The sequence below is a fragment of the Enterobacter cloacae complex sp. 2024EL-00227 genome (genome assembly GCF_043945315.1).
Classification (GTDB): domain Bacteria; phylum Pseudomonadota; class Gammaproteobacteria; order Enterobacterales; family Enterobacteriaceae; genus Enterobacter; species Enterobacter roggenkampii.
On record NZ_JBIMQP010000001.1, the window covers coordinates 109,583 to 128,237 of the forward strand.

12 protein-coding genes are annotated in these 18,655 nt (G+C 51.0%); all 12 read left to right on the forward strand.

Translation table 11 applies throughout. The features are described from left to right. The first annotated feature begins 16 nt into the window (after window positions 1-16). Entirely contained in the window at window positions 17-1,357 is a 1,341-nt protein-coding gene (tssK, locus tag ACHH0Z_RS00520; RefSeq protein ID WP_025912766.1) for a type VI secretion system baseplate subunit TssK, read from the forward strand. Then, window positions 1,354-2,043, forward strand: a complete 690-nt coding sequence (gene tssL, locus ACHH0Z_RS00525; RefSeq protein WP_039024784.1) for a type VI secretion system protein TssL, short form — start codon at window positions 1,354-1,356, stop codon at window positions 2,041-2,043. The genes tssK and tssL overlap by 4 nt, the downstream gene beginning before the upstream one ends. After that, a complete protein-coding gene (locus tag ACHH0Z_RS00530; protein WP_045409279.1) occupies window positions 2,040-3,746 on the forward strand; it encodes an OmpA family protein in 1,707 nt (568 codons plus the stop codon). The genes tssL and ACHH0Z_RS00530 overlap by 4 nt, the downstream gene beginning before the upstream one ends. 5 nt (window positions 3,747-3,751) lie before the next feature. Further along, window positions 3,752-4,243, forward strand: a complete 492-nt coding sequence (hcp, locus tag ACHH0Z_RS00535; protein ID WP_023325816.1) for a type VI secretion system effector Hcp — start codon at window positions 3,752-3,754, stop codon at window positions 4,241-4,243. 158 nt (window positions 4,244-4,401) lie between these two features. Beyond that, window positions 4,402-7,056: a type VI secretion system ATPase TssH gene (gene tssH / locus ACHH0Z_RS00540; protein WP_045409277.1), complete on the forward strand. Its 2,655-nt coding sequence runs from the start codon at window positions 4,402-4,404 to the stop codon at window positions 7,054-7,056. After that, entirely contained in the window at window positions 7,053-9,554 is a 2,502-nt protein-coding gene (locus tag ACHH0Z_RS00545) for a type VI secretion system Vgr family protein (RefSeq protein ID WP_045409275.1), read from the forward strand. The genes tssH and ACHH0Z_RS00545 overlap by 4 nt, the downstream gene beginning before the upstream one ends. Further along, window positions 9,551-10,381 carry a hypothetical protein gene (locus tag ACHH0Z_RS00550; RefSeq protein ID WP_052672933.1) on the forward strand — a complete coding sequence of 277 codons (831 nt, stop codon included), beginning with the start codon at window positions 9,551-9,553 and terminating at the stop codon, window positions 10,379-10,381. The genes ACHH0Z_RS00545 and ACHH0Z_RS00550 overlap by 4 nt, the downstream gene beginning before the upstream one ends. Beyond that, window positions 10,378-12,306, forward strand: a complete 1,929-nt coding sequence (locus ACHH0Z_RS00555; RefSeq protein ID WP_045409274.1) for an alpha/beta hydrolase — start codon at window positions 10,378-10,380, stop codon at window positions 12,304-12,306. Before ACHH0Z_RS00550 ends, ACHH0Z_RS00555 begins: the two co-directional genes overlap by 4 nt. Window positions 12,307-12,745: 439 nt before the next feature. Further along, window positions 12,746-13,315 (forward strand): hypothetical protein, encoded by a 570-nt coding sequence (locus ACHH0Z_RS00560; RefSeq protein WP_045409272.1) that lies wholly within the window; start codon window positions 12,746-12,748, stop codon window positions 13,313-13,315. Window positions 13,316-13,560: 245 nt separating this feature from the next. After that, entirely contained in the window at window positions 13,561-15,516 is a 1,956-nt protein-coding gene (locus ACHH0Z_RS00565) for a DUF3274 domain-containing protein (protein ID WP_102046737.1), read from the forward strand. Window positions 15,517-15,617: 101 nt separating this feature from the next. Next, a complete protein-coding gene (locus tag ACHH0Z_RS00570; RefSeq protein ID WP_047722559.1) occupies window positions 15,618-16,667 on the forward strand; it encodes a hypothetical protein in 1,050 nt (349 codons plus the stop codon). Then, window positions 16,657-18,591, forward strand: a complete 1,935-nt coding sequence (locus ACHH0Z_RS00575; protein ID WP_045409267.1) for a DUF3274 domain-containing protein — start codon at window positions 16,657-16,659, stop codon at window positions 18,589-18,591. Before ACHH0Z_RS00570 ends, ACHH0Z_RS00575 begins: the two co-directional genes overlap by 11 nt. The last annotated feature ends 64 nt before the right edge of the window (window positions 18,592-18,655 follow it).

Here is an 18,655-nt window from a genome sequence, read left to right on the forward strand (position 1 = left end):
AACAGGCAGGAAGCCGATGAAAACGGAACAACCGTTATGGGGTAGGGGCATTATGGTCGCTCCCCAGCATTTTCAGCAACAGGTCGCGTATGCGGCCTGGTCTGCCGAGTGTATTGCCCGGCTGGGCCTCTCCTGCCCGTGGGGGGTAATAAATGCTACCTTCGAGCCGGAAGCGCTCAGGCTTGGACGTCTTCAGGCCCGTCATCTGCATGTCCGTTTTCAGGACGGTACGCTGATTGATACAGACAATGCTGATTCGCTGCCACCGGTACTGTCGCTTGAAAGCGAATCGCAGGAGGTGACGGTGGTGCTGGCGCTCCCGCTACTGCGGGCGAACGGCGGCAACTGCCTGAAACCCGATGAGGTGGCCGAGCGTCCGGTGCGATATCGTCAGCGCTGGCGGGATGTACGCAATACCTTCGGGGAAGATACTCGTCAGATTGCCGTGATGCAGCCTGAACTGACGCTGCGTTTTGCCCATCAGAACAACAGCGATTATCTGACTTGTCCGGTCACCCGCCTGCAGCAAGACTCGCAGGGGACATGGCTATTGGATGAAACATTTCTTCCTCCGCTGTTGACCCTCCAGGGCAGCCGTTGGCTGGTTACCCAACTGGAACAACTACTGACACAACTGCGGGCGCGACTGTGCCGTCTGATGGCAATGCGGCGTGAAAGCAATGAGCGCATGGCTGATTTCGCCGTGGCAGATGTATCACTATTCTGGCTGCTCAACGCGCTGAACAGTGCCGAGCCCGTGCTGGGTCAGTTCCAGCGTAATCTTCAAAGCCCACCGGAACGTCTGTATCCGGAACTTTCTCGCCTTGCGGGGAGCCTGCTGACCTTTTCCCTGGAACATCAGGTGAGCGCCATACCGGCCTGGCATCACGAGCAACTCAATGCGGTATTTCCACCGCTGTTTGATTTGCTTGGCGATCTGCTTGAAGCCAGCCTGCCGTCACGCGTGGTGGCCCTGGCACTCGACTATGATCCACGGCTGCACTTCTGGCAGGCTCGCCTGCATGACCCGCGTCTGCGCGAGGGGGCTGATTACTATCTTTCTGTGCGCTCACCGATTCCGGTGGCGCAACTGCAGGAGCAGTTTCCGCGCCAGTGTAAGGTGGGCAGCCCTGACCATGTGCGGGGGATCGTCAACTCTTCCCGCGTGGGCGTGCCGCTGACGCCGCTGCGCCATGTGCCAGCCGCCATTCCACTGCGCCTGGAAAATCAGTATTTCAGTCTCGATCTCTCCCATCCTCTGGCGACTGAAATGCTCCAGAGTGGGACATGTATGTTTTACGTCCCGGGCATGCTCGGCGAGCCTGAACTTGAACTCTTTGCGGTATTGAGAACATGAGTGAACGTAAACACGGCGCTGTCGTGTCTGTTGATATTGACGCACTGCTGCAGGATACCTGGCTTCAGGTCATCAGCCTTCGCTATGGCCCGCAGTTTCAGGAAGGCGAAGGTCGGGTCTTGTGGGAACGCTGTATCGCTGATGTGGAACGCGTTCAGCGTGAACTGAAAGCGAGTGAACTCGATGAAGCCAGCTGTAAGCATATCCTCACTGCACAATGTGCGCTGCTGGATGAAGCGGTCAAAGGTCGCGGTGTGGAAGATGAAGCCTGTGTGCAGTGGTATGACATTCCACTGCAGGGGCACTTCCTCGGCACCATGGATGCCGGCGACACGCTGTGCGATCGGATGCGCGATGTGCTGCGTGAACCGGCTCCAGACCACGCAGTCGTGACCTGCTTCCAGCGGGTAATGATGCTCGGATTCCTGGGAAACTTTCGTGCGCTAAACGATCCGGAACGCCAGAAGCTGGTCAGCGCCCTCAATGAGCGCGTTACACCGTTCAGCTACCCGCAGACCCATCCCGTTCTGGTAGAGAGCCGCAGCGGACGGGGAGCGGGAGGCTGGCTGGCGTCATGGCCCGCGCGTATCGGCCTGAGCGTGATTGTTCTTGCCGCACTCTGGTGGGGACTGGATCGCTGGCTCGATCATATGCTGCTGACCCTGTTGCCGGGAGTCGTAAAATGAGTCCTGTACAACAGCGCGGGCTTGCGCTGTGGGCTGCCCTGCTGAGTGCTGTGGTCTGCCTGGCTTTTCTGCCGTTATCCCGGCTGGCTTCAGTGCTCGTTCTGCTGGCGATGATCGGGGTTATCGTCGCGTTCTGGTATATCGCCAGACCTCGTGCGGAGCATGACGTCAACCTGCGTCTGGATGACCTTCCTGAAACCACTTACCGTCAACCTGTGGTGCTGGTTTGTGGCGATATGCCTTTGACCTGGCCGCAGCAGTCACCAGTACTGATCGTCACGCAGGGATGCTGGATCCGCGTTGAGGACCATCAGGATCTGGAGCAGGTTGCCCGTCAGATTCTGTGGCAGCGCCCGGACTGGGGGCGTCAGCTGTCGGTGATGGTCAGTGTCTGCCCGCAGAAACATGTCGACAGCGAAGCCCTCACCAGTCGCCTGCTGGCTCTGCGCTGGCAAATCAGCCAGTTGCGTAAAGAAACGGGACAGTCTGTGCCACTCATTCTGAATGGTCAGATTGGCAGCGCGATGACGGATGACATGCTCTGGCAGGCCGCTATTCCGGGTGAAGGGTGGACTGTCTGGCGTGAGTCGAATGCGCCTTGTTCGATCGCCGCGTGGGTCACCACTGGCGGTGCGCCTGTAATGCAGCAGCAGGTGCTGATGAACAGCCTGATGAGCTGGTTCCATCAGCATGTCCAGGCGGTATTCATCGATGAGAATCCTGATGTTCCGGTCATTGCACCTGCAGCGCTGCTGTGGGGAATGGGACCGATTCTTGCCGGAAGCCTTGCGTCCTCTGCCTGGACGGCATGGTTATCGCGTCATACTGCCATGCAGCAGGTAGCCGGCTGGCAACCGGTAGGGACGGACAGCACGGTGATATCACCCTTCCCGGATTTCATCCTGCCGCTGCTACCGGAAGGAAGTGGACTTACTCCCCGCGCCCGCACCTGGCGCTGTGCCCTTGGTCTTTTCACCCTGGCGGCCATCGCCGCGCTGCTGAGCAGTGGCTGGAACAATCGCCAGTTGCTGCATCGCGTGAGCTTCGATATAGCCCGTTACGACAGTCTCTCCATGGATGACTACGGCCTGAAGGCTAGCGCCGTTGCGGCCCTTCGTGAGAATGCGGCGCTGCTGGATGACTATGCACGTAACGGTGTACCGATCCGGCTGGGCCTCGGGCTTTATCAGGGGGAACGTCTACGGATACCCCTACTGGAAGCGATCCGCTCGTATATGCCGCCGCCTCCTAAACCGCAGCCAACCCCAAAACCAGTACCGAAAATAGTGAGGCTCGACAGCATGTCGCTGTTCGATTCCGGCAAGTACGTGCTGAAAGCGGGTTCCACCAGGATGCTGGTGAATTCACTGGTTGGCATCAAAGCGAAACCGGGCTGGCTGATTGTCGTGTCTGGGCATACCGATAACACCGGCAATCCGCAACTTAACCAGACGCTGTCTCTGAAACGCGCCGAAGCGGTACGCAACTGGATGCGGGACACGGGCGACGTGCCCGAAAGCTGTTTTGCGGTGCAGGGCTATGGCGAAAGCCGTCCTGTCGCAACCAACGACACCCTGGAAGGGCGTGCGCTCAACCGCCGTGTCGAAATCAGTCTGGTACCGCAGGCGAATGCCTGTCAGATACCCGGCAAACACCCGGCGCCATCGCAGGATGATGGCGTCTCAGAAAATAAAACGGAGTAATTAACATGGCAATTCCTGTTTATCTTTGGCTGAAGGACGACGGCGGCGCGGACATCAAAGGGTCTGTTGACGTTCAGGATCGTGAAGGCAGCATCGAAGTGGTTGCACAGGAGCATAACCTGTACATCCCGACCGACAACAACACCGGCAAGCTGACTGGCACCCGCATCCACACGCCGTTCCTGTTCACGAAGGAAATCGATTCCTCCAGCCCGTACCTGTACAAGGCGGTGACCACCGGTCAGACCCTGAAATCCGCTGAGTTTAAGTGGTACAAAATCAACGACGCGGGCCAGGAAGTGGAGTACTTCAACACCAAACTGGAAAACGTGAAGGTAGTGAAGGTAAATCCTGAAATGTATGACATCAAGGATCCTTCTAAAGAGAAGCACAACCACCTTGAACGCGTTGAACTGCGTTACGAAAAAATCACCTGGACCTACAAAGACGGCAACATCATTCATTCCGATTCCTGGAACGAACGCGCCACGGCGTAATCCTGATGCGGGCAGGTTTTCCTGTCCGCAGTTTTTTGCTGAGTGCCTGAGATGCGGGCACTCAGCAAAGAAAAAACAATCTGCCTGCCTGACCTTATGCGCTTTGGTGAACAGCGAGGGGCGGTAGCGTGTCCAGGAACCGACAAAGAGAGAATCTCATGGAAAATCCAGCCATCCTGTTACGTCGTCTGAACCCTTACTGTGCCCGAGCGATGGAAGGCGCAGCTTCGCTCTGTCAGACCCGTGCCCATGCCGAAATTCTGCCGGAGCACTGGCTGCTGAAGCTGCTGGAGCAAGGGGAAGGTGACCTGACGGTGCTGGCGCGTCGCTATGAATGGGATATGGATGGCATCTGGCAGGATTTACTTGGCTGGCTCGACAGACAACCTCGCTCTGTGCGCCATCGGCCCCAGCTCTCTGATGACATCCAGACTCTGATGCAGCAAGCCTGGCTACTTGCCTCACTCAATGGCGAAGAGCACATTCGCAGCATCCATCTGCTGATGGCCCTGGTGGAAAAACCAAAACTGGCACGTTGTGACGGCCTTTGGCCGTTGTTAACGCTTGCTCAGAGCCAGCTGGAGCGCCTGCGACCGTTGCTGGATGCGCAATCGGATGAACGTCCGGAAATGCAGCGCGAAGCCGAGCTGGCACAGAACCACGGTGGTGAGGTGGAGTTTGTCGGGCGTCCGGCTGGTGTGGAAATGAAAGAAGGGGAACTGAGCCCTGCGCTGCAGAACACGCTGGATAAATTCACCCTCGATGTCACCGCCAAAGCGAAGGAAGGGAAGATCGATCCGGTGTTTGGCCGTGACACAGAAATCCGTCAGATGGTGGATATCCTCTCCCGTCGCCGCAAAAACAACCCGATCCTGGTCGGCGAGCCGGGCGTAGGGAAAACCGCACTGGTTGAAGGTCTGGCATTGCGTATTGCCGAGGGTAATGTGCCTGAATCACTGAAAACGGTCACTCTGCGTACCCTTGACCTGGGCCTGCTGCAGGCCGGTGCAGGCGTGAAAGGCGAGTTCGAACAGCGGCTGAAAAACGTCATTGATGCGGTGCAGCAATCCCCGTCCCCGGTCCTGCTATTTATTGATGAAGCGCATACCATCATCGGCGCGGGCAACCAGGCGGGGGGCGCCGATGCAGCGAACCTGCTGAAACCGGCGCTGGCGCGTGGCGAACTGCGTACCATTGCGGCCACTACCTGGAGCGAGTACAAGCAGTACTTCGAACGCGACGCGGCCCTGGAGCGTCGTTTCCAGATGGTAAAAGTCGATGAACCTGACGATGACTCCGCCTGCCTGATGCTCCGTGGTCTGAAGTCCCGCTACGCCGAGCACCATGACGTGTACATTACCGACGATGCGGTGCGCGCGGCAGTTACGCTTTCCCGCCGCTATCTGACGGGCCGCCAGCTGCCGGACAAGGCGGTTGATCTGCTCGACACCGCTGCAGCGCGCGTCCGCATGAGCCTCGACACGGTGCCGGAACAGCTGACCTGCATTCGCTCGCAGATTACCTCTCTGGAAATGGAGAAGCAGGCGCTGCTGGAAGATATTGCTATCGGCAATCAGAGCCATGGTGAACGCCTGACCGTCATTGAGCAGGAAGAGAACGCTCTTATCGTTGCTCTCGACGAGCTTGAAACGCAGTACGGGCAGGAACTGAAACTCACCGAACAACTGCTGGAAAGCCGCCAGGACATCTCCCGTCAAAGCGAGACGCACGCGCTGCAGCAGGAACTGAACGGCATGCAGCACAGCAACCCGCTGCTCTCCCTGGATGTAGATGTACGCACCGTTGCCAACGTGATTGCTGACTGGACAGGCGTTCCGCTGTCATCGTTGATGAAAGATGAGCAGACCGAACTGCTGACCCTCGAAAATGAAATGGGTAAACGTGTCGTCGGGCAGGATGTGGCGCTCGAGGCCATCGCCCAGCGTCTGCGTGCGGCAAAAACGGGTCTCACCTCCGAGAATGGTCCGCAGGGCGTGTTTCTGCTGGTGGGACCGAGCGGGGTGGGAAAAACCGAAACCGCGCTTGCGCTGGCCGATGTCATGTACGGCGGTGAAAAGTCACTCATTACGATTAACCTCTCCGAATACCAGGAGCCGCATACGGTTTCCCAGTTGAAGGGTTCCCCTCCGGGCTACGTCGGTTATGGCCAGGGCGGCATTCTCACCGAAGCGGTGCGCAAGCGCCCGTATAGTGTGGTTTTGCTCGATGAAGTCGAAAAAGCCCACCGCGACGTGATGAACCTGTTCTATCAGGTCTTTGACCGCGGCTTTATGCGCGACGGCGAAGGACGTGAAATCGACTTCCGCAACACCGTCATTCTGATGACCTCGAATCTTGGCAGCGACCACCTGATGCAGCTGCTTGACGAACAGCCGGAGGCCAGCGAAGGCGATCTTCACGAGCTGCTGCGTCCGATACTGCGCGATCACTTCCAGCCGGCGCTGCTGGCCCGCTTCCAGACCGTGATTTACCGCCCCCTCTCGGAAGCAGCCATGCGTACCATCGTGGAAATGAAACTCTCACAGGTCAGCAAGCGCCTGCATCGACACTACGGCCTGAGCACGCATATTGATGAGAGCCTGTATGACGCGCTGACCGCCGCCTGCCTGCTGCCGGACACCGGCGCGCGTAACGTCGACAGCCTGCTCAATCAGCAAATTCTGCCGGTGCTCAGTCAGCAACTGTTGACCCATATGGCCGCAAAACTGAAACCACAGTCATTACGCTTTAGCTGGAGTGAGGAAGAGGGGATCGGGCTGGAATTTGATGTGAAACAGGGAGTGGACGCATGAGTAATAATCCTCCATTAAGATACAGTCATAGCCACCACCTGCTGGCGGTGAAGGGATGTGAACCAGAACTCGATGTGCTGGCGTTTGAAGGCGATGAGGCCCTGAGCACGCCGTTCCGCTATCGTATTGAATTCACCAGCAGTGACCACGCTATCGCCAGAGAGGCGATGCTGATGAAGCCCTGTTCGCTGACGCTGCAGGCCCCGGTAGACCAGGGTTACGGCATTAAAGTGCAGCAGGCCGTGCGCACTCTTCAGGGCGTGGTGACCGGTTTTGAACGCCTCAGCACGTCAAAAGATGAAACCCGCTACGCCCTGACGCTCCGGCCACGTCTGGCGCTGCTCGACCGCTCGCACCAGAACGCCATTTACCAGGACATGTCGGTTCCGCAAATCGTGGAAAAAATCCTGCGCGAGCGCCACGGTATGCGCGGTCAGGATTTTCTGTTCTCGCTGTCAAAAGAATACCCGCGCCGTGAACAGGTGATGCAGTACGGTGAGGACGACCTGCACTTTATCACCCGCCTGCTGGGTGAGGTCGGCATCTGGTTTCGCTTCACCACCGACACGCGCCTCAACATTGACGTGGTGGAGTTTTACGACAGCCAGCAGGGGTATGAAAAAGGGCTGACGCTGCCGTCGGTACCGCCATCGGGCCAGCATTCAAAAGGCATGGATTCAGTCTGGGGAATGGAATGCCATCACAACGTGGTGCAGAAGCAGGTCAGCACCCGGGACTACAACTACCGTCAGGCCACGCAGGACATGAACACCCTGGTGGATGCGACCCGCGGGGATGTCACCACGTACGGTGATGCCTATCACTGGGCGGATAACTACCTGACGCCGGGCAGTACCTATGACCGCAACCCGGCCCCGGAGTCCGGGGCGTTTTATGCCCGCCTTCGTCACGAACGCTACCTGAATGGTCAGACCCGGGCGCAGGGCATCACCAGCTGTCCGACCCTCTCGCCGGGTCAGGTACTGAAAGTCACCGGCGGGTATGAAGTGGCTGACGTGTTTGCGCAGGGCGTGGTCATCACGGCGATGCACACGTATGCTCGCCGTGATAAGGACTTTGCGGTTGATTTTGACGGCATTCCGGACAGCACCGATTTTGGTTTCCGCCCGGAACCTGGCTCACGCCCGGTGATGGCTGGCACCTTACCGGCCCGCGTCACCAGCACCACCGAAAATGACACCTACGGGCATATCGATAAAGATGGGCGCTATCGCGTCAACATGCTGTTTGACCGTGATAACTGGGAAACCGGGTTCGAGAGCCTTTGGGTGCGCCAGTCCCGCCCTTATGCAGGGGACACCTATGGCCTGCACCTGCCGCTGCTGGCGGGCACCGAAGTGGCGATTGGCTTTGAGGACGGTAACCCGGACCGGCCGTACATTGCCGGCGTGCTGCACGACTCGGCGCACGGCGACCACGTCACCATCCGCAACTACAAACGTAACGTCCTGCGTACCCCGGCGAACAACAAAATCCGCCTCGATGACGAGCGTGGAAAAGAGCACATCAAGGTCAGCACGGAGTACGGCGGGAAGAGCCAGCTGAACCTCGGCCACCTGGTCGACAGCGAGAAACAGCAGCGCGGTGAGGGGTTTGAGCTCAGGACGGACAGCTGGGGGGCGATACGGGCGCAGAAGGGGATTTTTATCAGTGCTGACGGGCAGAGTGCGGCGCAGGGGCAGGTTCTTGATATGGAACCCGCGCTCGCACGGCTTTCAGCAGCATTAGTTGAAATGGAATCTCTTGCTGCCAGCGCACAGCAGGCACAGGCACTGGCTGCCGACGTCGGCCGCCAGCAAAAACTTCTGAAACAAAAAATCGAGCAATTACATGAGGAAGTTATCCTGGGTAGTGCCCCGAAAGGAATGGCACTGGTGAGCGGTGAGGATATGCAGCTGTCAGCCAGTGATAATCTGACGCTGACTGCGGGTAAACAACTGGATGTGGGCGTGCAGAAGAACTTTACGCTGGCGGCCGGTAAACAACTCAGTCTGTACAGTCGTGAAGGGGCAAAATTGTTCAGCTCGCAAAATGATATAGATATTCAGGCTCAGGGCGGAAACCTCACCACCTGGTCCACGCAGGACACGCATATTTCGAGTGGGAAGAAGATGGTCGTGACGGCACAGGATGAACTGACACTGATATGCGGTGGTGGCTATATCACAATCAAGGGCGGGAATGTTGAAATTGGTGGGCCGGGCAAACTGCTGATTAAGAACACGGGCATCAGGAAGGCGGGCTCAGGCAGTATGCAGGGGGTGATGAAGTCGTTTGAACCCTCAACGTTTGATGAGAAGTTCAAATTAACTCATAGTCTGACACAAGAGCCATTATCTAATCAACGTTACCGCATCAAACTACCTAATGGAAAACTAATTGAAGGCATTACGTCGGAGTCAGGTGAAACCTCCTTAACGCAATCTCAGGTAACTGATAACATGGTAATCACTTGGCTGGAGAGAGTCATTAAATGAAGAATAAAACACTAATCATCATAGCGGGTGTTTGCTCATTATTTGTTGTCGGGTTGATTATATTATCCAATTTACCAACCGTTGGCGGGAGTTTTGGCTATGGAATGGCTCGTCCGGCTAAAGCGAATAGTGATGACAGAGTTGTAGTGACAGACGCTCCCCCGCAGGTGGTTTTCAGAATTGACGACCACCGTTTTTTGACGCTGGAGAACTATATCGCTTGTGATAAAAGCGGGCAGATTTATTACCACGATACGAAATTGGGAATAAAAACAAGAGTTGATACTGTAAATCGTGACCATCGTAAGGATGATGGGACGCTTATAAAGAACTATCGGGTAGGTGATGAGCAAATTCAGTTAAAAAATGTAGAAAATGGAATTGTAGCTTATGGAGGAATATTGCTGTATGACGCCACAAATGGGGCGCTTGCATTCCCATATGTCAATAACACATGGAGTGGATGCGATAATAATAGAGGATGCTATCAGGGGGCTATGGTTTCAACGGATGATGGCAGAACATTTTACAATCGTATTTACGAGAAATCTTCTAATGGCCCGTCAGTTAGAACAGTTATCACCGTTAATAATGATGTTTTCTACATAGGTAACGATTACGGTTATGGAGTGAAAATAGTTCCTTTTGATTATGGTGAGCTTACTGGGGGCGGGAGTCTTACCCGAAATGTTACTGAAGACAGAGATGTAAAATTTAATAAAGAGACCTTAGAAAATAGAAAGTATGACATCCGTTTTCATTGTGATAACTCGATTAAACCCACAAAAATTCGGTTCGTGAAATTTGAAAGGACAGCTGAAGAATGAGTGAGCATAACACTGAACCAACCCGTGTGCTGGAGACCTGCATTGATGCTAATGGCCGCCCCTCCTGGAAAAGTTTTACGTCACCTAAATCAGTGAAAGTACGTGGAGAATGTCAAATCCCACCTCATTTACCAGGCATTATTATTTTTGTCCATGGAGTTAATTCCACTGGTGAGTGGTATGAAATTGCAGAAAAAAATATTTGCTCGGGGTTAAATACACGACTGGGACTTAATGACACAAGCTTTAAGTTACAAGAAAATGTGTATAGTTGTGATAGTGGGTCTGCCAACAAAGGGTTTAGACGGATAATTCATGAAGGACGATCTCCGGTGATACGATTTTACTGGGGATATCGTTCTGCGGATGGAGAAGAAGGCAAGTATAAAATTCCGCTGGTCAATATCCATAATGAAGATTACCACCAACTTCTTGCTGAGGGCATTTCAGAGTCAGTTATTCGTCAAAAAGGGCCTTTCTTCTGGGGCGGTGGACCATTCCAGAATGGGACGACCCAGTTGGTCTCATTGTGGAGTAAAGAGGGGTTTAAATCTAAGGTTTTGGGCGTGGTTCCCGTTCAGAAATTTGCTCCTGACCTTGATCGCCTATTAACTGATGCACCACCCAGAGAATACTACGCCCATGCAGCGAAACGCCTTGCAGATTTGGTAGACTTAATTCGTGAAGAATACCCGCATGATACAGTGAGTCTTATTTCTCACAGCCAGGGAACGATGATTGCTATGGCGGCAACAACGCTAGCTAAAAAAGCGCCTGATGCGTTATTTATCCTAAATTCTCCATATGCCATGGAAGCCAAAACAACAGACAGTCTGGCTTTGTCTGCTGAGGAGGTTTCCTCCGATAATGCCCGTATCCAAACTTTATCCGCTATCATAGATAAGATTGCAGCACAGGCTGGGGGATTGAAACCGGAAGATTATAATGCATTGTGTGTGGGTAAAACGGACGATAATAAACGCTGGACTCCAAATGTTACATTACCTTCTCAGGACGGTGAAACAAGAGTCTCGGAGCGTGATAATCATGGACGGTTTTATATTTACTGTAATCCTCATGATAGGGTTATGGGTGCTAGTCCACTCCTGAGTCTTGGCTGGCAGGGATTGAAAAACACCCCGGATGGCAATCCTCACCCTATGCTGGAAAAGCATAAGGGACATCTGTATCAGCGTATTCTTGCACGCTGGTTACCCTGTGGAGATACGCCGAATCCCAGAACCTCCTTTACCCCAACAGATGGTAAACCATTCTGGGATGATGATGGAGACTGGTTAACCTACAATAATCCGGGGTTCTGGACCCTGAATATTAATGGTGAGAAAGTACCTACCCCAATTAAGGTTGTTGAGCTAACGGAACTGGAACTTGATGAAACGCGTGTTGGCAAAGAAGAAATACCTGGCAAGGAATATGGATATGGTTGGGGGCAAAAAAATAAAGATCAGCATGATAATTTTAATATCGATATTCCTAATGATGATACCTATCAGAACTATATCAATCTGTATCCGTTTGAGCAGGTTTTAACAGGCTATGAGCAGTCAGGCTTCACTCAGATTCCTCGATATCGTCGTGAAACTGTAGAAGAACGAAATATCAGAGTGGGGAAATATATCTCTCAGCCAACGGATCATAGTTCTTTGCCCAGGAACGAAATGTTTATGAGTCGGGTTGTTGCCTATGATATTCCTATTGGTTTTTGTGATGCCAGTCGAAATAAATCATTCATGGCAAAGCTTAGGGCAATGGCTGACTGGACGCAAGGATACGACTGTTATATGGAAAAAGGGGTTTTAGATATCCCCCCAAAACCTGACATTATAAATGATGAATCAACATCTGATGTTACCGAGAACAACAATCGCAATATGGGCAGGCCTGCAACAAAAAATCAATGGTAAAGGGAATTAATATAATTGATAAATATATGCCGTTGTTTTAGTAGATGCCAATACGCATAGTGGCAAAGTTACTTCCGTTTCGTCCTGTTGTTGAAATAGAAGATAAATATGCTGCGATCTTGAGTGACATAGTATCTTTTCACGAGCATAGTAGAAATAAGAACATTGAATGCGATGTTTCTGTCTATAAGAGAAATTGACGTGACATTGTATTTAAATGGCTGAAAAACGCAGTGTGGCGTGAGCATTATCCCGTTTCAGGTAAGCCGAGAATTATGATGTTCATATGCCGGATGGAAAAATTCTGTCTGGTGTCACAGATAGTTCAGGAAACTCATCATTAATAATGTCAAAATCGATTGATGGACTGAAGAACGTCTTTGATTCAGGGAGAAACACTAGACGATGTTATTTGGGGGTTGATTAAAGGAGATTAAGGATGTGTCATATTAAAGATGCGGTTTTTCGGATTGCAGGAATATCCGGGATCATATTGTCATGCCTTTCTATCTCCGGCTGTATTACAACATCTGGCGCTGCGTTCGGCGCTGCATCGGGGGCGATGGCGGCAAAAGGTGTTGGCAACGATTTTAAGTATTACGTTTTTGATGTGCCACCTCAGGTTATTTACCGTATTGATGATCATCGGTTTTTCACCCTGGAAAACTATAAGGATTGTGACCATGGCGGTATTGTTTATTATCGTGATGTAAATAAAAAAATCAAAAGATATATTAATGGTGGTTCGGACAGTAATTCAATTCTGAAAGCGAACCCGATGTTGTCGTGGAAGGGTAAGTTTATTTATGCTGCGTCAGATAAAGTTCTTGCATATATATATCGGCGCCCACTGATGAGTGACAGGGATACTCATAGTGGTGTTTTTGTTGTGTATGAAATTGATGGGGGATATGGGAAAATTGAAGTGGCTGGTGATACAGATCCTGGATTTGATGTAACGTTATTAATTACAGATGAAAATATTTATGTGACGTCGAAAAACTATTGATAGATATGCATATGATATATGGTCAACATCAGTGAAATCACGTAAACATCATATCGTGGGAAATGCATATAATTTACACACAACATCAGTATACCCATATAATGGAGCCTTAAGCGATTATGATGAAGTTGAAGATAAAGACTGGCCAAAAGTCAATACACCTTCTGGTGCTGTACGCTTTACCTGTAATATGTCAATCAGACCCACTAATTTCAGCATAACACCTGAACAGGTGTACGCTGCTGATGCCGCTGGGATCCCTCATCATGAGTAATATACAACCAGAACCCTTACGTGATGCGCCGATGAGTATGGATGATAATGGTAAACCAAGTTGGCGGGGGATGTGTTCGCATAAAAATATCAAAGTACGCTCCGCCTGTTATCACCCGGTTCAACTTCCAGGGCTAATTATTTTTGTTCATGGGGTTAACTCTGAAGGTGAATGGTATGATTCAGCAGAAGCAAATCTCTGCAACGGTCTGAATGGCCGTTTAAATTTGCCTCCTTATATGAAGCTCAAAGAGAATATTTATCAGACAGGTAAAACACAACTTCGGGAAATCGCTAACCCTGATGCCAGTCGTTCTCCGGTAATTCGCTTTTACTGGGGATATAGTGCAGAGCCGGGCACCGAAGACAATTACCAGATCCCGCTGCGTAACCTGGCGGGTGATGACTACCACGACCTGAAAAAATACCAGAAGCTGCCTGATGCGCAAATCGCCGCCCGCGGCCCCTGGTACTGGGGTGGCGGCCCGTTTCAGAATGGCTGCAACCAGTTGGTATCGCTGTGGAGCGACCAGGGCTTCAGTAAATGGCTGAAACAGACGCCGATCCCGTTCAGCGTCCAGTTTGTTAACTCTGAACTGGATCGCCTGCTGGCTAATGCGCCTGCCCGTCATTATTACGCTCATGCCGCACGGCGGCTGGCGGATTTGTTGGATACTATCCGCAACACTTACCCAAAAGATACGGTGACGCTGATTTCGCACAGCCAGGGTACGATGATTGCGATGGCTGCAACGTTGCTGGCGGATAAAGCGCCGGATGCCCTGTTTGTGATGAACTCGCCCTATGCCATGGAACACAAAGCCATGGATCGGTTTTCGTATCCTTTTGCGGAGTGTATTTCCACGAAAGCGCGGCACAAGACTTTTGGCTCGATTGTGGAAAAGGTGGCGAAGCAGGCCGGGCATCTCTCAGAAGTCGACTACAGCCGTCTGGTGGTTGGCGTGGATGCTGATGGCAAAAGCTGGAAACCCACCGGTATGGTCAATAACGAGATTCCTGAGCGGGATAATCACGGAAGGACCTGGATTTACTGTAATGCCCATGACCGGGTGATGGGGATGAGCGCACTGCTGAGTATTGGCTGGCAGGGCTTGCCCAACGATGTGGTAGGGAGACCTAACCAGCTACTAATCACCTACCAGGGGCATTTATTCCAGCGGATGATGGCTCGCGAAACGCCCTGCGGGGATATACCACGGCGGGATGCCCCCTTTGGCCGTTTGCCCCCCGCAGGATCGCCGTTCTGGGACGATGGCGGACAGTTTGGCGTCTATGACGCGCCGCCGCCTGAACAGAAGCTGTATATCAACGGTGAAAAAGTCCCTGAGCCGATTACGGCCAAAGAGATGGTTGGATTTGATGCTACCCGTGTGGGATTACAGAAAGAGAATGAAAAGAATACAGGTGAGGAGGGCTACGGCTGGGGGCAATATTCTGTCGATAGCAATGGTAACAAAACTTGGCATGATGATACCTTCCGCTGGTATGCCTCGTTGTACCCGGAGCAGTGGGTGACGGATAAGGGAACCATGAGTTGGTATCCACAAAACTCAAAAGATGAGCGTCAGAACCGGCGACGCGAAACCCGCGCGGAAAAGGATACACGGCTACGGATGTTTGTTTCCCAGCCCAGCGATCACAGTTCTCTTCCTTCCAATCCGCTGTTCATGAGACGGGTTGTGGCCTATGACCTGCCGGTAGGTATCTGTGAAAGCTCAAACGATAAAAGCTTCCTCGAACAGTTACGCCGGATGGCCGACTGGCAGTATTCAGACGCCTATTTTCGCACCGGCAGGCACCCGCAATACAGCAGGCCTGCCGAGGTGGATGCCGAGAGTGCAGGCGGCATCAGTCCGGAAGAGATGGCCGAAATGAGGAAAATGGAAGCCCGGCAGGGTGGTCATTAACTGGAACCGGATATTGACATGCCGTTGCTGACCCGATTCCAGCGTTTATGAACGCTACGTGGAACACCATCGTGAAGATGAAGCTATTAAGGCGCAATAATATGAAATGGAATCAGTCAGACAGAAAGGTTATCACTATTATAGTAATCACAGCTTTTGTGCTTTACGCTATTTACAAAGGCTTGCAGTTCCTGGCTGGGGCTAGTATGGGTGCCAGTTTTGGGGTGGGTCTGGGGGGGATGAGCGGCTCTCAGAAGGTAGAGGAGTCACGAACAGTTGAAACAGATGCACCGGCTCAAATTATTTATCGCATAGATAAATATCGATACCTGACGCTGGAAAACTACATATCTTGCGATAAGGGTGGACAGGTTTATTACAATGACACTCAGCGGGGAATAAAAACACACCTGGGATGGGATATCGATTTCAATGACTTCTCATATCGACTTTGGAATAGCGTGGCAGCATACCAGGGCACCATTGTTAATGGTGCGGACAATGGGTATCTGGCATTTCCTGGTGCATCTACCAGACAGTATTGTGGTAGCGGAAGGTCAGAGCGAGGTTGTCCTGTGTTTTTCTTCTTTTCAGCAGATTATGGAAAATCCTTTATCTATAAAATCATAGCCGAAGAATACAGAACTCCGGAGCGTTTTAGTCAACTTAAAGTTGTGGTGGCAAATGATGGGGTTTATCTAAGGGATGGGTCTCAGACAGAGAGTGTGTATTCTCATCCTATAGGTCTTCGCGATCTTCATGCAGTGAATAAATTAAGGTTTTCTGACGGTACTTTAATTAGTGTTTATGACGACTGGCAGGAAAAATATTATGAATTAGTAAAAGAAGAACTGATAAGAAAAAAAATGCCCTATGCGAATGAGTATGGACCAAGGTTTCATATATTCGACTATATAAGAACCTTAACGCCACCTAAAACTCATGAGGAAAGCAATTTGATGGCAGATGAATTGTCAGAGATTCGAATCAGGATTGAGGATGAGGTTTATAGTAACAGGATTGAATTCCCGAAAGTTGTAACGAAAAGTATTAATGCTAAATATTCATGTGATAAAAATATTAAAGCTAAAACTACTACGTATACACTCGAATCAAGCGGGAAGAAGGAAGTGGTGAAAAATGAGCAATAAAAAAGAGCCAATTCGTGTACTTGAGTGTACGTTCGATGATAATGGGCATCCCTCTTGGAACTCATTCCCGTCTCATAAAAATTGCCAAATCAGAGGCGGGTGTGATTTACCACCACATTTGCCTGGTATTATTATACTTGTACACGGTGTTAACTCGACAGGAGAGTGGTATTCAATTGCGGAGAATAAACTTTGTGAAGGTTTGAATAAGAGGCTCGGATTAAATGGGACAGATTATAAACTAGTGGCCAATAAATACCTTTCTGACGATAAAATAGATTCTGAACCTCTAGTGCCCCGAGACTTACCTGAAGTTGATAGAAATAAATCCCCTGTCATTCGCTTTTACTGGGGGTATTCCTCGTTTAAAGGTAATGAAGATAAATATGTTATACCGTTAGCCAATAGGAAAGGCGTTGATTATCATCAGTTGAAAATGCAAGGCGTTTCTCATGAAAATATTCTGGCTCAGGGGCCATTTTTTTGGGGCGGCGGTCCATTCCAGAATGGTACAAATAATCTGCACTCTTTATGGAGTGAGAAAGGATTTAAAGAGAGAGTCGCAGGTATCAAAGTCCAGTGGTTTAATGAAGACAAAGATCGTTTGTTAACCAATGCACCACCGCGAAAATACTACGCGCATGCTGCAAAACGCCTTGCAGACCTGGTTGACAGTATTCGTAATAAATATCCAAAAGATACAGTAACCATTATTTCTCATAGCCAGGGAACTATGGTTGCCATGGCTGCGGTAGCGATAGCCAGGAATGCACCTGACGCATTATTTGTACTTAATTCTCCCTACGCATTGGATCATAACGATCTTAATGGGGCGTCACTTCCGACAGATGAATGCATTTCGCCAGAAGGACGGCTGAATACGTTATCTGCCATCATTGATAAGGTGGCTTCCAGAAAAAATCATTTATCAACACTGGGCTATGAAGGGCTTTGTGTCGGACAGACGGCAGATAAAAAGAACTGGCGACCTGATGTCACTCTTGCTGGTGAAGGTGGCACCAGTCTTGCCGAACGAGATAACCACGGGCGCACCTACATCTACTTTTGCCCTCATGATCGTGTTATGGGGTCACGCCCGTTACGCTCTATTGGCTGGCAGGGATTACCCAATGATTCTCAGCGGCGGCCCCATCCTCTGCTGAAAAAGCATCAGGGATATTTATTTCAACGCATGCTGGCTCGCAGTACTTCATGTGGCGAAGCTCCAAATCCCGTGACGCCTTTTGCAAAACTGCCGGATGGAAAACCTTTCTGGGATCATAAAGGAGACAAGTATCAAAGTAGTCGTTTCACCTATCCGGATCCTCCAGAATGGCAAACAGTTTTTATTAATGCTGAAAAGGTACCTGAACCTATAGATGCTGCAAAATTAGCTGATTTTGATGTATCACGCGTTGGAGCTGAACATGATAATAGACAGATAGATGGTTGGGGAGAAATTAATCCGGATAAAAAACAAAAAAACGACAATACCTATGATAACTACATTAATCTTTATCCTAATCAGGATATTGTGATTGGATTTAAAAATGTGGGTACTGAATCTGAGCCCCGATTGGTGCCAGTGACCCGTAAGGAAACGTTTGAAGAAAAAGATCTTCGCCTACGAACATATGTTTCTCAGCCCACGGATCATAGCACTCTGCCAATGCATGCCGATTTTATGTCACATGTAGTGGCTTATGATTTGCCGATTGGGTATTGCGATTCAACCTGGGATAAAGCGTTCATGGCTGATTTGCGGCGAAAAGCGGATTGGACGCAGGGTGAGGATGCTTATCTCTTCAGTGGAATACCAGACAAAGTGCCTGAGCCTGATTTAATTAGTAGGGAAACTGTTGTTGATGAATTTGATAAAGAGCAAAGTAAGCTGCCAGCATATAGGGCTGTAAATAAAGCATAAACACACTTCGGTAGGTTGTTATTCAGTGAGTTTGCTAAATTTCAACGCTATATAATCAGTTGTT

Bases quoted from the DNA above. Each gene is read 5' to 3' on its own strand.
- ACHH0Z_RS00550 (WP_052672933.1), top strand. From the start codon at position 9,551: ATGAAGAATAAAACACTAATCATCATAGCGGGTGTTTGCTCATTATTT.
- ACHH0Z_RS00530 (WP_045409279.1), top strand. From the start codon at position 2,040: ATGAGTCCTGTACAACAGCGCGGGCTTGCGCTGTGGGCTGCCCTGCTG.
- tssK (WP_025912766.1), top strand. From the start codon at position 17: ATGAAAACGGAACAACCGTTATGGGGTAGGGGCATTATGGTCGCTCCC.
- ACHH0Z_RS00560 (WP_045409272.1), top strand. From the start codon at position 12,746: ATGTGTCATATTAAAGATGCGGTTTTTCGGATTGCAGGAATATCCGGG.
- ACHH0Z_RS00575 (WP_045409267.1), top strand. From the start codon at position 16,657: ATGAGCAATAAAAAAGAGCCAATTCGTGTACTTGAGTGTACGTTCGAT.
- ACHH0Z_RS00545 (WP_045409275.1), top strand. From the start codon at position 7,053: ATGAGTAATAATCCTCCATTAAGATACAGTCATAGCCACCACCTGCTG.
- tssH (WP_045409277.1), top strand. From the start codon at position 4,402: ATGGAAAATCCAGCCATCCTGTTACGTCGTCTGAACCCTTACTGTGCC.
- ACHH0Z_RS00555 (WP_045409274.1), top strand. From the start codon at position 10,378: ATGAGTGAGCATAACACTGAACCAACCCGTGTGCTGGAGACCTGCATT.
- hcp (WP_023325816.1), top strand. From the start codon at position 3,752: ATGGCAATTCCTGTTTATCTTTGGCTGAAGGACGACGGCGGCGCGGAC.
- ACHH0Z_RS00570 (WP_047722559.1), top strand. From the start codon at position 15,618: ATGAAATGGAATCAGTCAGACAGAAAGGTTATCACTATTATAGTAATC.
- ACHH0Z_RS00565 (WP_102046737.1), top strand. From the start codon at position 13,561: ATGCCGCTGGGATCCCTCATCATGAGTAATATACAACCAGAACCCTTA.
- tssL (WP_039024784.1), top strand. From the start codon at position 1,354: ATGAGTGAACGTAAACACGGCGCTGTCGTGTCTGTTGATATTGACGCA.